The organism is uncultured Methanobrevibacter sp., from assembly GCF_902764455.1.
Classification (GTDB): domain Archaea; phylum Methanobacteriota; class Methanobacteria; order Methanobacteriales; family Methanobacteriaceae; genus Methanocatella.
Genome location: NZ_CACWVY010000044.1, coordinates 1 through 14,618, shown reverse-complemented (window position 1 = coordinate 14,618; position 14,618 = coordinate 1). Strand labels below are relative to the sequence as shown.

13 protein-coding genes and 1 pseudogene are annotated in these 14,618 nt (G+C 25.8%); 3 read left to right on the top strand and 11 right to left on the bottom strand.

Features of this window, described 5'->3' with window-relative positions; translation table 11 throughout:
- Positions 1-165: 165 nt before the first annotated feature.
- Positions 166-1,266, bottom strand: coding sequence for a DUF4062 domain-containing protein (locus QZU75_RS11085; RefSeq protein WP_296883777.1), 1,101 nt, complete (start codon positions 1,264-1,266; stop codon positions 166-168).
- Between the two features lie 241 nt (positions 1,267-1,507).
- Here QZU75_RS11085 and QZU75_RS11080 point away from each other — a divergent pair, with 241 nt between their 5' ends.
- Positions 1,508-1,696, top strand: a complete 189-nt coding sequence (locus QZU75_RS11080; RefSeq protein ID WP_296883775.1) for a hypothetical protein — start codon at positions 1,508-1,510, stop codon at positions 1,694-1,696.
- A gap of 20 nt (positions 1,697-1,716) precedes the next feature.
- Positions 1,717-1,833 (top strand): HNH endonuclease, encoded by a 117-nt coding sequence (locus QZU75_RS12790; protein ID WP_363139655.1) that lies wholly within the window; start codon positions 1,717-1,719, stop codon positions 1,831-1,833.
- Between the two features lie 631 nt (positions 1,834-2,464).
- Here QZU75_RS12790 and QZU75_RS11075 read toward each other — a convergent pair.
- The 8 genes and pseudogenes from QZU75_RS11075 to QZU75_RS12815 form a co-directional block, all read right to left on the bottom strand.
- The gene (locus QZU75_RS11075; RefSeq protein ID WP_296883774.1) at positions 2,465-2,602 is read right to left on the bottom strand and encodes a hypothetical protein; all 138 of its coding nucleotides are present in this window, start codon (positions 2,600-2,602) and stop codon (positions 2,465-2,467) included.
- A 31-nt stretch (positions 2,603-2,633) separates the two neighbouring features.
- Complete coding sequence (locus QZU75_RS11070) at positions 2,634-2,849, bottom strand: hypothetical protein (protein ID WP_296883773.1); 216 nt, start codon at positions 2,847-2,849, stop codon at positions 2,634-2,636.
- A gap of 386 nt (positions 2,850-3,235) precedes the next feature.
- The gene (gene galU / locus QZU75_RS11065; RefSeq protein ID WP_296883772.1) at positions 3,236-4,078 is read right to left on the bottom strand and encodes a UTP--glucose-1-phosphate uridylyltransferase GalU; all 843 of its coding nucleotides are present in this window, start codon (positions 4,076-4,078) and stop codon (positions 3,236-3,238) included.
- Between the two features lie 297 nt (positions 4,079-4,375).
- Entirely contained in the window at positions 4,376-4,600 is a 225-nt protein-coding gene (locus tag QZU75_RS11060; RefSeq protein ID WP_296883770.1) for a hypothetical protein, read from the bottom strand.
- 882 nt (positions 4,601-5,482) lie between these two features.
- Entirely contained in the window at positions 5,483-6,427 is a 945-nt protein-coding gene (locus QZU75_RS11055; RefSeq protein ID WP_296883769.1) for an ABC transporter ATP-binding protein, read from the bottom strand.
- A gap of 39 nt (positions 6,428-6,466) precedes the next feature.
- Entirely contained in the window at positions 6,467-6,682 is a 216-nt protein-coding gene (locus QZU75_RS11050; RefSeq protein WP_296883768.1) for a hypothetical protein, read from the bottom strand.
- A 9-nt stretch (positions 6,683-6,691) separates the two neighbouring features.
- Positions 6,692-7,369 carry an ABC transporter permease gene (locus QZU75_RS11045; RefSeq protein WP_394350244.1) on the bottom strand — a complete coding sequence of 226 codons (678 nt, stop codon included), beginning with the start codon at positions 7,367-7,369 and terminating at the stop codon, positions 6,692-6,694.
- A gap of 442 nt (positions 7,370-7,811) precedes the next feature.
- Positions 7,812-8,650, bottom strand: a pseudogene (locus QZU75_RS12815) (UTP--glucose-1-phosphate uridylyltransferase).
- A gap of 1,390 nt (positions 8,651-10,040) precedes the next feature.
- On the opposite strand from QZU75_RS12815, the gene QZU75_RS11035 reads away from it, so the two are divergent.
- A complete protein-coding gene (locus tag QZU75_RS11035; protein WP_296883766.1) occupies positions 10,041-11,306 on the top strand; it encodes a hypothetical protein in 1,266 nt (421 codons plus the stop codon).
- Positions 11,307-12,492: 1,186 nt separating this feature from the next.
- Here the strand turns inward: QZU75_RS11035 and QZU75_RS11030 are convergent.
- Together QZU75_RS11030 and QZU75_RS11025 are read right to left on the bottom strand one after the other, a co-directional pair.
- Positions 12,493-13,575: an ABC transporter ATP-binding protein gene (locus tag QZU75_RS11030; protein WP_296883764.1), complete on the bottom strand. Its 1,083-nt coding sequence runs from the start codon at positions 13,573-13,575 to the stop codon at positions 12,493-12,495.
- 111 nt (positions 13,576-13,686) lie between these two features.
- Positions 13,687-14,457, bottom strand: a complete 771-nt coding sequence (locus tag QZU75_RS11025) for an ABC transporter permease (protein ID WP_296883763.1) — start codon at positions 14,455-14,457, stop codon at positions 13,687-13,689.
- Positions 14,458-14,618 lie beyond the last annotated feature (161 nt).

Below are 14,618 nucleotides of genomic sequence, written 5' to 3'. Positions count from 1 at the left end.
CAATAATTAGACAATTTTAATAGATTATAAGTAAAAATAGAAATAAAAATAAATTTTTAAAAAATTTTTGCAAAAATCAAATAGGATTTCTACAAAGCCGAATATTAAAAATAAAAAAATACACCGGTTTCAATAACAAATATCATTAATACTATGAATTTTCACTTATTTTTTAAATTCCAATAATTTTGATTTAGATTCTTTAATAACCTTTTGAATTGCTATTAATCTTCTTAAAAAAGTATTTAATGATTTTTCCAATCCCTTTTTAGATCTTGAAAATATTGTAGTTATTGGCTGAAGCCCATTTACAATTTTCAATAAATCATTTATTGCATTATTAAGTTCTTCAATAGAATCATAACAGTTTCCCATAGAATCTATTGTGGAATCAATTTGGTCATTATTTAAAATAAACTCCCCATGAATATCAACTAATGAATTAAAATATCCAATTCCTTCATTTAAATTATCTACAATAATTGTACCTCGTGAATCAACTTTATCTGAAAATTCATTAATTGGAACTGCAACTGAATTAAAATATTTTTTCATTACATCAATGTTTTGATTATTATTGTTCTTATCAGTTAGTTCTTTGAGGTCCCTTTCAGTTTCATAAATATCATCAGTCAAATATCCCATTTCTAAAATCGATTTATTGAAACTGCTATTAAAATCTTCCAATAAATCAATTAATCCATCATTTACTTCAAGTTCATCTTCATCAGAGGAATCCTCAAAATCGATGTTCCGTTCTGTGATTAAAAGTATTAAATCATTTTTAATCATTTCTTTGAAATCTTCAATTGAAGAATAAGTTTTATATAATCCTTTATCACCAAGGTTTTTTCTAAAATTTTGGACCAATGCCAATTGTTCACCATCAATCTCATTAAAATCAGAATTTCTTTCACAGAAATAAAACATAATCTCCATAGATTTAGGGTCTTTTTCGTATTTTTCAAAAGCATTATAAAATTCCTGTTCTGTTCCAGAATCATAATTTTCAGTTTTTGTTCCGAATTTTTTCCATAATATCCCAATAAATACATTATACTTATCATCTATTTGTTTATCAATTACTGATTGTCCTTCAAAGTTTCCAATTTTTGAGCGAACATCAGTTTTTAAACTAATTAATTTCAATTTCGGTACATTCAAATGTTCATAATACCCGTTCATTTCATCAATTATTTCTTCTATTGTCTTTCGTTCTTCTTGAACATCACTTGGTGATCCGATAAAAATACGATATTCTTCCATTATATCCTCCAGAGAGTTATTTTAAAATTTAAGGTAATTTTTTTGTCAAATATATTATGTTTTTGAATAATATTTAAAGATTAAGTAAGCATTTGATAAATAATATTAAAAACTAATTAATGAAATTCAATAAAGGATAGATGATGGGCGAATATTAAAACTTAAGGAGAGTAAAAAAAAATGGGATATTACAACACCACATCTGAAAAACAAACAAAGAAAACATATCATATTCTCAACAATGAACAGAGAGAAAATAAATTCGAAGAAGAACTGCAGAGAATGGCGAAAAAATGTTATTTACTTTTTGCTTTATAATGGAGTGCCTGAAAATGTAGTTCCTTTAATATTAGAAGCAACTAAAAACTATAACACTTATACTATAAAAAAGATGTTTTTAGAAAGAAAAGAAAAAATAATAGTTGCATAATTTGTGGTACAACAACAAACTTGACTTTACATCATGCAAAATCTATTAAAGATTTTTTAGAGCTACAATATAGGTCAGATAATCTAAAATCTATTTGTAAAACATGCCATGAAAATCTACATGAATTAGAATTTTAACTAAATATTTGCTCATCATTATTATCATGGAAATAGGTTAATAATTATTATTAAAATTCAAATATTTACTAAGAATCCAATGTTTTATACAATCAATCTTGTAGAACCTCTATTTTAAAACATTAAATACAATACATTAATAAAACAAATCAAAACCACTTATCCAATGTTGTTATTTTAATCAAATTTCGAGGATCTGAAATTTTAATATCCTATGAAACTGATTACTATCCCATCTAAGCACCCCCTTCAAGTCAAATTGTGATTTAATAATTGTTTTGGGAAATATTTGTACCAGCTGGCTTTGAAAATAATTATACTGATTCCTATAATCATATGGTTTTAACCACATTTCCTTAAAAAGAGGATAAAAATCGCCTGCAACATTATTTCTATTTTCACTACTGGAAGTTTGAAATAAAATCTGATTACCCCATCAAATATCAAATCTATCAATTGAATCAGCTTGGCATTGTATTTGTTTTCAACATTTTCATGATATTTATGGAGTCTGAGTCAATGAATTTGATTCTATCTGACAATACATTAATTTGCTCATCCATACTTAAAAAATCGATTGAATGCCTGTAGAAATATTCATGACTTTTTTCATCAGAATATCATGGAAAATTTAGTTTATGGTGAAATCTTTATCTTTAAAGTAAAATGACCTTGCAGACAATATTACTGATTTGAAAAATCCATTATAGATGTTGGTTATATCCTTTTCAACTCCAAAAATGTCAAAATCCAGTTTTTCCAAATCCAAATACAAGATATTGAAATACAATAGTTTATCTCTATCTTGAATGTGTCTCTATTGTTGATGATAAAATTAACCCCTTTTCTGCAAATCTTAATTTTTGTCTTAGATTACCATTCTCAATTTTTTTAAAGTGAACTTCAAAATCATTAATGTCATGATATTTGCAATTATACTTGCAGTCAGAAGATTTCCATGTCCAAATTTTAGAATCTTCATTCAGACATCTTAAATTGCATAGTTTTTTAACCAACAGTATTTATTTTCAGTCGGGACAAACAAACATCCAATGCCTAGAAACTCATTTCCATATTTATCTTTAATACGAGTTTTATCAGCGAATATTTCAAAATTCATGGTTAAATTTTTATAAAAAGGAATATAAATGACTTTAGAGAGTATTTGAAAAGTATTATTGCATCTTACAATAATCATTCAGATTTCAAAATTAGTGAAACTTCATTATCTAAAAAAATATTTTTAGCATGATTTTGAAGTAGCGTTTAATTGGAAAAATGACATATAATTTAACTACTTTTTAAGTCAACTATAAAAATAATTTACCTACAAACCAATTTAATAAAACCAATATTGTAAATAAATAAAAATCTTAAAAGGCAGATATATAAAAAACAAATATTAAATAAATGTTTTCATATAACCGATTAAATCATCCTTGAACTCATCATCATACATTGCGAAATTGATTGATGAGATTAACCATTCCAGCCTGGTTTCAATGTTGAAAACCTCACCGTCAAACTTGACTCCGTAGACTTCATCCAGTTTTGACAGGGCATCAGTAAGCTGAATTTCACCGTTAAAACCAGGTTCTGTTTCTTTAATCTTATCAAAAATATCCGGTGTCAGGACATATCTTCCAACAATTGCCAGATTGGACGGAGCATTGTCAACATCAGGCTTTTCAACAAGACTGCTGATTTTATATATATCATCACCGATATTGACGCCATCAACGATTCCGTGCTTTTTGACCCTGTCGCAGGAAACTTCACGAATTGCAATTGCAGATTTATTTTTTTGAGCAAAAACATCAATCAGCTGCTTTGTAAGCGGAGTTTTTGACCTTGTAATTGAATCGCCTAGAAGAACAGCGAAAGGCTCATCACCAATATGTCTTTCGGCACATGAAATTGCATCTCCCAAACCTTTCAGGTTTCTCTGCCTTACATAGCAGACATCTGCAAGGTCTGTGATTTTTCTGACTTGTTTTAAAACCCTGTCTTTACCTGATTTTTGAAGGGTGTATTCAAGTTCATATGACTTGTCGAAGTGATCTTCAATTGACCTTTTGTTTCTGCCTGTAACGATTAGAATGTCATCTATTCCTGATGCGAGTGCTTCTTCAATAACATACTGGATTGTAGGTTTGTCATAAACCGGTAACATTTCCTTTGGTTGTGCTTTGGTAGCAGGTAAAAGTCTTGTTCCTAAACCTGCCGCGGGAATAACTGCTTTCATAATATCATCTTGATTAATATTATGATTTTAATATAGTATAAAGATTTGTTATAAAAAGAAATCTACAACAGTACAACCAACAAAACAAAATTAAATTTTCCGAATAATAAAACATCCCATCTAAAAAAAAAATTATTTCAAGCATGATTTTGAAGTAACATTTAATTGGAAAAATGATATATAATTTAACTACTTTTTAAGTCAACTATAAAAATAATTTACCTACAAATCAATTTAATAAAACCAATATTGTAAATAAATAAAAATCCTAAAAGACAGATATATGAAAATCAAATATTAAATAAATGTTTTCATATAACCGATTAAATCATCCTTGAACTTATCATCACACATTGCGAAATTGAATGATGAGCATAACCCTTCCAGTCTGTTTTCAATGTTGAAAACTTCACCGTCAAATTTGACTCCGTAAACTTCATCCCGCTTTGACATATCATCAGTCAGCTGAATTTCACCGTTAAAACCCAGTTTTTGTTTCTTTAATCTTATTAAAAATATCATGTGTTATGACATATCTTACGACAATTGCCAGTCGGATAGTGCATTGTCATCATCAGGCTTTTCAAAAAGACTTTTAAATCAGTACAATTAGCATTATGTCTTTTAAAAATTTAGATAAATTCAAAAATCTAAAATGATTATATACAATCAACAATGGTGCAAATTCAGTGACAATTTAAAATATTAATTTTCCCCGAACAACATCACTAAAATATATTTTTAAACAGAATATTTCTTCAAGTAAATAAACAACTAGAACCAATCTGCCAACAGATATGATATAATGATGAGAACATTTATTATAAACCACCAGCATTACCGAAGCCCATCCCCTACCAAAAGAAAAATAAGTTTATCAAAGGATAATAGCTTGAAACATATGCACTACCAAAGTCATTATAGTTAGCAAAATAAGATTTATTGAAAAAATCATGCCCATATTGAAATATGGTTCTATAAAATCAACATATCAAGCGTTTAATCAGATATTGTAAACCCTAAGGCATTATCTAAAATAACACTTCCAAAATCGACCCATTAAATACAACATTTTTTAAAATCAGCACTTTTATCTAATACATATTTTAGACATTGATTATATTCGAGATTTATCTAACTCAGTTTGAATAAACGTGATTTAGCAAAATAACCCATAAATTATCTTTTTACTTCATCAAAATTCCTATTCAAATCATAGACAATAATTTTGGGAGTTATGAAAAAACAATCAAACTTATTTAATATATGGCAAGAGGATAATTCTATTACAGAAAATACTTTTCTTGATTTGATAAAATAAATAAAATAGAAATCATCATAAAATAGTTATTTGAAATTATGAAAAAAATAAGTTAAATAAATTTCAATTAAATTTATTCCCAATTATTTAAATTGTATATTTGCTAATTGTTCATTGCTTGCTTTTTCTGCATCTTTAAGATAATGGTCGCAAACTTTATTTACTTCCCCAATTTCTCTCAATTTTCCATTATCAATCCAAATAGCTTTATCACATAACTCTCTTATTTGAGGAATTGAATGAGAAACTAATAGCACAGTTGCCCCACCATCCATTAATGATCTCATTTTATCAGCACTTTTTTTCTGGAAATTAACATCCCCAACACCTAAAATTTCATCAATGATTAAAATATCCGGATTTACAGCAGTAGCAATAGAAAAACCTAATTTTGCAAGCATACCTGAAGAATAATTTTTAATTGGAATATCTATATATTCACCAAGTTCTGAAAATTCTATTATTTCATCAACTTTAGATTCAAGGAATTCTTTATCATACCCTAAAACTGCACCATTTAAAACTATATTTTTCCTTCCGGAAAAGTTTGGGTCAAAACCTGCACCTAATGACAATAATGGTGAAATATTACCGTATGTAGTTATACTTCCTTTATCTGGAGAATAAATTCCGGTGATTAAATTTAATAAAGTGGATTTACCCGCACCATTATATCCAATAATACCTACCTTTTCACCCTTATATATTTTAAAGGAAACATCATTTACAGCATGAATTTTTATTGTTTTAGATTTATTTCGTTTTAAAGTACGGATAAATGTTTCTTTTAATGTATCTATTTTTTCACTTTGAACTTCAAAAGTTAAATCAGCATGATCAACTATTATTGAAACCTGCTGATTATAATTGGATATAATATCTCCAAGAAGGTCGTCAACGTTGTTTTCATCGACATGATTGTCTTTATTTATTGCATTTTCTTGATTATCAATATTTTTTCGTTCATTAAATGAAGCATCATTTTCTCGTTTTAAACTAGTTTTATCATTTACTGCAGTTGTATCCATTTAAAATTTGAAACCTGATTGGATGCTTGAACATGAGTATTATCTTGTTTTTTTTAAATTTCTTTTAGAATTATTTTTCGCTTGTTTTTGTTCAAAATTATTCAAGATTTTATTGGCTTCCTGAAATGATAATCCATATTTATCCATAATTTTTTTTATAATAATATTCCTTTTATTTTGATCATTTAATGAATTATCATTAGAATTTTTATTGGGGGATTTATTATATTCTAAATTATTGTTTTTTTGATTCATGAAACACCTCTAAAATTTAGTAACAATTTTGTCTTCATATTTTTTAAATACAATAATACCACAAACTAATATTATCAAAGACAATAATAAAGAATTTATCAAACCAATCCCATTTGGAGCAATTCCATGATAGACAAAGCACCTGAAATGGTCAATAATCCAATATAAAGGATTTAACATCATATATCCCCTAAAAGATTCTGGAATAATATCCATTGGATAAAAAATCGCACAAGAATACAATAACATCATTGATACAACAGTCCACAAATGTTGAATATTAGTGTAATATACACAGGTTATAGATAACATTAAACCCCAACCTACAATCAAGAAAAATAATGAAATAATAGGAATAATTGAACCAAATATGATTGGAAAATAAAATGGAGCATGTGTAATTAACATTATAACTACTAAAAGAACCAACATTATAAAATAATTTAAAAATTCAGATAAAATACCTCCTAAGACAAAAATATATTTTGGAGCAGGAGTTCTTTGTAAAATAGCTTTATTTCCATTTAGTGCATTCATGGATGCAGATATAGAAGAAGAAAAAAATTGAAATAAACACCATCCACACATGAAATAAACATAATAATTCTTTATAATTCCCCCAAAAAGTGTAGAAAATATAATAGTAAATAAAGCCACCATCAATAACGGACTTAAAATTGTCCACATAATTCCTAAAACAGAATTCTTATATTTAGATAAAAAATTTTTTTCACAATTTCTTCAAATAAAAATATCCTTTTTTAATTGAATTCATTAAATTAACATACTAAGTATATAAATTATTAATAGATCATATTAAAATGATAGCTTTTCTTTTCTTTTTTCAAACCACCTCCTTTTTTGAAGCATATTCGATTGACTATATCTTTATAATCACTAAATATTTTTTACAATATATGAATATAATTTAGCATATTTTTAATGTACTTTGCTGACAAAATTTAAATATTATCAATTAACTACGATATATAGCATTTTAAAATAAATCTTACGAAAATCTTCAAAATAGAACAATTAGAAGATTAATAAAAAAAAGATTGAATAGAGAGGATTAAGAAAAATAATCCTCTCTTACTGTTATTGAAACAATTAGATATTGTCTTACAAATCATATAAAGTTTTTCATATAATCAATCAAATCATCTCTAAACTCCAAATCATACATTGCATAATCAATTGATGATTTAATCCACACAAGACGAGTTTCAATGTTGAAAACCATACCTTCAAACTTAACACCATAAACTTCATTAAGTTTTGATAGAGCGTCTGTAAGCTGAATTTCATCGTTAAAACCAGGGACAGTTTGTGATATTTTATCAAAAATGTCAGGCATTAAAATATATCTTCCAACAACAACCAAGTTTGATGGAGCCTCATCAAGTTCAGGTTTTTCAATCAGATTGTTAATTTTATAAACATTATCATTGATTTGTGTTGCCTCAACAATTCCATGTCTGTTAACCCTATCACAGGAAACTTCTCGGATTGCAATTGTAGATTTTTCATATTGGGAAAAAACATCAATCAATTGTTTTGTGAGATGAGTTTTTGATCTTGTGATAGAATCTCCAAGAAGAACACAAAAGGTTCATCTTGAATATGTTTTCAGCACATGCAATTGCATCACCCAAACCTTTAAGGCATCTTTGTCTGACAAAACATACATCTGCCAGGTCGGTGATTTTTCTGACTTGCTTTAAAACACGGTCTTTTCCTAATTTTTGAAGAGTGTATTCAAGTTCATAAGATTTATCAAAACGGTCTTCAATTGACCTTTTATTTCTACCGTTACGATTAAAATATCATCAATACCAGAAGCTAAATTCTCTTCAATGCCCTATTTAATAATGGATTTGTCATAAACAAGCAATATTTCCTTTGGTTGTGCTTTAGTGGCTGAAGGAGCCTAGTTCTAAATCCAGCCACCTGGATAACTGCTTTCATAATATCTTCTAATATTAATATATGAAATTAATAGAGTATAAATTTTATTTACATACTTAAAAAAATTATCAAATTAGCTTTTATTCCAATTTATGAAAACAATTAAGCCATCAAAAGATACAAAAAATTAATTTTACGAAACAAATACATTATAATACAATTGTAGGTTTTAGTTTAGTTGAGATTAGGTTGCAGATAACAATCATATTCGAAAATCACTATTGAAAGTAATTGCTTTAATATTTATGAAGTTAATACTAACTTACTCAAAAGCAATATTGATTATCACAAGTGAGTTTAAAATATAAAATAAACCTATAATTTAAGTAGCTTTTTAACAAAGTATAACTTTACAATAATTTAACTTATTATGATTGAAATAAAAAACATACAAGTTTGCAAAAATAAAACAATATTAAAACACACCAAAATATAATTAATAAACTTTATTAAACACAAAAACAAAATTTTTATATAGCAAAGATATTTGCTTACAACCTACAATTGTCATTGGTTTAAAAAAAACTATGACTTAATATAGGGATTGTCATACAATCCCTCTATCCCCTTAAACTAAGTTTAATTTAACTAATTAATATATTACTAAAAATACCCCAACTAATTTAAAATTTCATATTGATTTAATTAATAATAATACTTGACTGTATCATTTTGTTAGTTAGGATTTTATGTTTTTTATACAACATTTTCTGTTATATATCTAAATTAAATACTCCATTTCAGTTCCTCATCATTTTTTCCCAGCTTTAAGTAGTGTTGTATGGAAGTACCTTTGAAAATCATTGCCAATTCTTGTTAATTTTCCTTTGAATTCCTGTTTAATGAATCCTATGAATTTTTGTATTCTGGGAAAAAATCTTTTTTTAAGTGATTTTTTAAAACTTCCAAAAAATTATTTATTTCATTTTTTTAAGAAGAATTAAAATGTAATCTGAAAGCAATTTTAATGAGTTTTAAATCCAGTTATTTAATTTAAAATGACATTATTATATTAATTTTAATATTAAAAAACAATATTCATTGAATCAGAGTATAAACTATTAATAGCTAATTAAAGAATATTTTATCATGACAATTTGGAAGAGACATATTATCCTTACAAAAATAAAATTAAATAAAATAAAAATAAAATTCTAAAATTGACAGCATTGATAAATTATATATTAATTTATAAATAATATGATAAACTATATATTATTAGTGCAATATAAGTCTGACATATATTTGAAAAATTTTCGAAAGAAGTTTTTAGGTTATAATTCAAGGAGAGGTAGTTAAAATTAAAGATTTAGTTAATTTAATTTTAGAATGCAACATTGAAGAATTAAACAACATTAATTTTCCAATAAATTACCAATTTGGTTTAATTGTGAAATCTGATAATATAAATTATGAATTCATTATCAACATAAAGGAAAAAAGTGAAATTGGAGATGGGAAATTATTAATTTTAGGTCCTGCAAATTTAGCTACTGCTCAATTAAGTAAATTTCAAAATAGGCCTGTATTTAATAGGATTTCTTGGCCATTTGAAGAATCTACAATTTATTATAATGACCCAACAAGAACTTTGGATAATTTAAATTTAACTGGGGGTTGGGGTTTAGGAAAATTAAATAAATGGTGTACTGAAGAGATAGCACAGATTATTAAAATAATTGCAAATAAAATTTATAAATATGAAGATTCAACAAATGCTTTCAATAACTTAATTTTTTATGGTAGTTCAATGGGAGGTTTTATATCTTTACAATTATCAATTTTAATAAAAAATTCTGTTTCTGTTGTAGAAATTCCTCAACTTGATGTTACAACTTGGCCTTACTGGCCATATTTAAAAGAAAATCTATTTAATGGATTATCTGAAAATGAAATTATGGAGAAATTTTCTTTTAAATTAAATATTTTAGATTTGATAAAACGAGAAAAATATATTCCAAATGCTTATCTAGTTTTAGATTGTAGTGATGAAAGAGATTTTTTAGTTCAATATAAACCATTTTTTGATAGATTAAATGAGTTACCATTTATTGAAAACCATAGTTTAAATAAAATAAAAATAAGAATTGATGGAAAGAATGAAGGACATAAACAATTAGATTATGTAAACATGTTTACTTTACTTCGAAATGTTTGTTTATTAATGGATTTATCAAAGTTTAAAAATGATGAGCTAATAAGTAGTTATTATAAATTTAATAATTTTACTTTGAATCAACAATTTGCTTTAATAAAACATGCTACTTGTAGAATAGATTTAAAAAATTATGGATTAAAAGAAAACCAAATTAAATTAGTCGAATCTTCAGATAAAACTATGTGGCTTGAAGAACCTTCTTGGTTTGAAAATCATGAGGGACAAGGCATTATTATTCAGAGTCGAAAAGGAACTTTAGATTTGAAAATTGAATGTATTAATAATGGGTTACTCAAGATATTTTTAAGAGGCATTTATTATTTAGATAAAAATTCAAAAATTTTCCCAATATATGTTGCTTGTTCAATGTTAAAAATTAATGAAACAATTATCTTTGAAGAAGATAATATTGTTTGGCATAATGAACCTTATATTTATCAAAAAGAAGTAACTGATGGTGAAATAATTAACATACATTTAGAATGGCATCCTATTTAATATAATTTTTTAAATTTTAACTTTCTATAATAATTTAAGGCCTGTCAACAGAAATGTTGGTGAACTATCCAAAAATCGGTTATACGTCTTAATTTTAATTTAAATCTGATTAGAATTATTTATTTAATATTTTAAATTTTTTAAGATTTGACTGGTGAAAAAAATTAATCAAAAATACAAGAATTCATTGCAGGAAAAATAAATTGGATTATTCAATTTATAAGACGCATTTTCTCTAAATGATGAAAAAATTAAAAAATTGGGAAATAAATGACAAACCAAAATCCTCTGATAAAAGGAATGAAACGGAAGTTTCTTCATCAAAAAATCTGATTAAAATTTTTTTCCAAAAATCAGTAATTGGATATTAATAATGTAGTTAATAATTTGAATAATATTTTTCTGTAATGGAAACTTATTTTAGTTATAGATTAACCATGACAGAAATTTACATAGCTCACCCACTACTCAAAACATTACCTAAAATCAACACAGACCAATGACTCAATCCACAATTTACTTAAAAAACCAACTAATAATTTAACTAGTTTTTAACTTAAGTATAAAAATAATTCATATACAAAGTAATTTAGTAAAAAATACATTATAAATCACCAATATCCCAAAGTTCATACACATACCAAAATGAAAAAATATGCTTATCAAATTAAGAATTGCTTGAAACATGCACCAAATTCATTATAGTTAGCAAGATAAGGTCCGTTAAAAAAACCACCCCTATATTGAAATACAAATCTATAAAACAGCCATATCATATTTTAATAAATATACCAAGCGTTTAATCAACAATTGCGAACTCTGAATACATTATCTAATAATCCTCCAAAATCAACAGTATTAAACACAACATTTTTAAAATCAGCACTTTATCTATATACATATTTAGACTTGATTATATCCATAATCTATCTAACTTTGTTTGAATATTTTGATTTTCCAAACTGTCTATAAATTCTTTTTTTTACTTCATCAATTCTTGTTTAAATCAAAATTAAATAATAAGTTAAGAGTTTGGAAGACATCAAACTTATTTAATGCATGAAGAAATGTAAATTGATTGAAGAAAATACTTTTCTTAATTGATACGATCCATAAATAATAAAAATCATTATTTAAAATTATGAAAAAAATAAGTTAAATAAATTTAAATTTAAGTTATTCCTAACTATTTAAACTGTATATTTGCTAACTGCTCATTACTTGCCTTTTCAGCATCTTTAAGATAATGGTCGCAAACTTTATTTACTTCCCCAATTTCTCTTAAATTTCCATTATCAATCCAAATAGCCTTATCGCACAATTCACGAATTTGAGGGATAGAATGAGATACTAACAGCACTGTAGTTCCCCCATCCATCAATGATCTTATTTTATCAGCACTTTTTTTCTGGAAATTAACATCCCCAACACCCAAAATTTCATCAATAATTAAAATATCTGGGTTTACAGCAGTAGCAATAGAAAACCCTAATTTCGCAAGCATACCATTTGAATAATTTTTAATTGGGATATCTATATATTCACCAAGTTCTGAAAATTCTATTATTTCATCAACTTTAGATTCAAGGTATTCTTTGTCATATCCTAAAACTGCACCATTTAAAAGTATATTTTTCCTTCCTGAAAAGTTGTAGTCAAATCCGGCACCTAATGACAATAACGGTGAAATTTTACCATATGTAGTTATACTTCCTTTATCAGGAGAATAAATTCCCGTGATTAAATTTAATAACGTAGATTTACCAGCACCATTATACCCAATAATGCCCACCTTTTCACCTTTATAAATTTTAAAGGAAATATCATTTATAGCATGAATTTTTATTTTTTTAGATTTATCTCGTTTTAAAGCACGGACAAATGTTTCTTTTAGTGTGTCAATTTTTTCAGTTTGAACTTCAAAAGTTAAATCTGCATGATCAACAACTACTGAAACCTGCTGGTTATAATTTGGTATAATCTCTTCAAGAAGGCCATCAACTTTTTTTACATCGATAGGATTGGTTTTATCAATCATTTCTCCTCTATTATCAATATTTTTTTGTTCATTAAACCTATTATCACTTTCTTGTTCTAAACCTCTTTTTGCATCATTTTTAAGATTTGAAACCGGTTTAGATATCCGGACATTAGAATTATTAATTTGTTTTTTTAAACTTCCTTTAGAAATACTTTTCACTTTTTCTTTTTGTTCAAAATGAACCAAAATTTTATTGGCTTCATGAAATGATAATCCATATTTATTCATAATCTTTTTTATAACAACATTCCTTGGGTCATTTAATGAATTTTCATTAGAATTTTTATTTGATGATTTATCAAATTTTAAAGTATTGTCTTTTTGATTCATAAAACACCTCTAAAACTTAGTAACAACTTTATTTTCATATTTTTTAAATATAATAATTCCGCAAATTAGGATTATCAAAGAGAGAAATAAAGAATTTATTAAACTAATTCCATTTGGGACAATTCCTTTATAAACAAAGCATCTAAACTGATCAATGACCCAATATAACGGATTTAACATAATATATCCTCTAAAAGGTTGTGGAATAATATCCATTGGATAAAAAACTGCAGAAGCATACAACAACATCATTGATATAACAGACCATAAATGCCCAATATCAGTATAGTACACACAGGCTACGGATAATATTAAACCCAACCCAACAATCATGATAAATAGTGATATAATCGGAATAATAGAAAAGAATATGATAGGGAAATGAAATGTAGCATTTGTAATAAACAATATAACTACTAAAAGAATTAACATTATTAAAAAATTTAAAAATTCTGATAAAATGCTACCTAATACAAAAATATATTTTGGAGCAGGAGTTCTCTGTAAAATAGGTTTATTTCCTTTTAGTGCATTCATTGATGAGGATATAGATGAATTGAAAAATTGAAATAAACACCATCCACACAAGAAATAAACAGCAAAATTATCTATAGTGCCTCCAAAAATTGTAGAAAATATAATTGTAAACAAAGCCATCATCAATAATGGACTTAAAATTGTCCACAAGATTCCTAAAACAGAATCCTTATATTTAGATGAAAAATTTTTTTTAACAATTTCTTCCAATAAAAATATGTCATTTTTTTTAATTGAACTCATAAAACCAACAGTATAATTTATATAAATATTTAGTATTTACTAATATATAAACTATTAATGATGACTCTTTCAAAAACTTTGTTGATTTGAAATTTTTTGATGAAAATTAGTATTGAATTTTTATTTTTGTTTAAAAATAGTTAAATTTAATAAATAGTGGA

What these genes read in the sequence shown, in the direction of transcription:
- QZU75_RS11085 (WP_296883777.1), bottom strand. Translation starts at nt 1,266, where the DNA reads ATGGAAGAATATCGTATTTTTATCGGATCACCAAGTGATGTTCAAGAA.
- QZU75_RS11080 (WP_296883775.1), top strand. Translation starts at nt 1,508, where the DNA reads ATGAACAGAGAGAAAATAAATTCGAAGAAGAACTGCAGAGAATGGCGA.
- galU (WP_296883772.1), bottom strand. Translation starts at nt 4,078, where the DNA reads ATGAAAGCAGTTATTCCCGCGGCAGGTTTAGGAACAAGACTTTTACCT.
- QZU75_RS11060 (WP_296883770.1), bottom strand. Translation starts at nt 4,600, where the DNA reads ATGATATTTTTAATAAGATTAAAGAAACAAAAACTGGGTTTTAACGGT.
- QZU75_RS11055 (WP_296883769.1), bottom strand. Translation starts at nt 6,427, where the DNA reads ATGGATACAACTGCAGTAAATGATAAAACTAGTTTAAAACGAGAAAAT.
- QZU75_RS11050 (WP_296883768.1), bottom strand. Translation starts at nt 6,682, where the DNA reads ATGAATCAAAAAAACAATAATTTAGAATATAATAAATCCCCCAATAAA.
- QZU75_RS11045 (WP_394350244.1), bottom strand. Translation starts at nt 7,369, where the DNA reads ATGTGGACAATTTTAAGTCCGTTATTGATGGTGGCTTTATTTACTATT.
- QZU75_RS11030 (WP_296883764.1), bottom strand. Translation starts at nt 13,575, where the DNA reads ATGAATAAATATGGATTATCATTTCATGAAGCCAATAAAATTTTGGTT.
- QZU75_RS11025 (WP_296883763.1), bottom strand. Translation starts at nt 14,457, where the DNA reads ATGAGTTCAATTAAAAAAAATGACATATTTTTATTGGAAGAAATTGTT.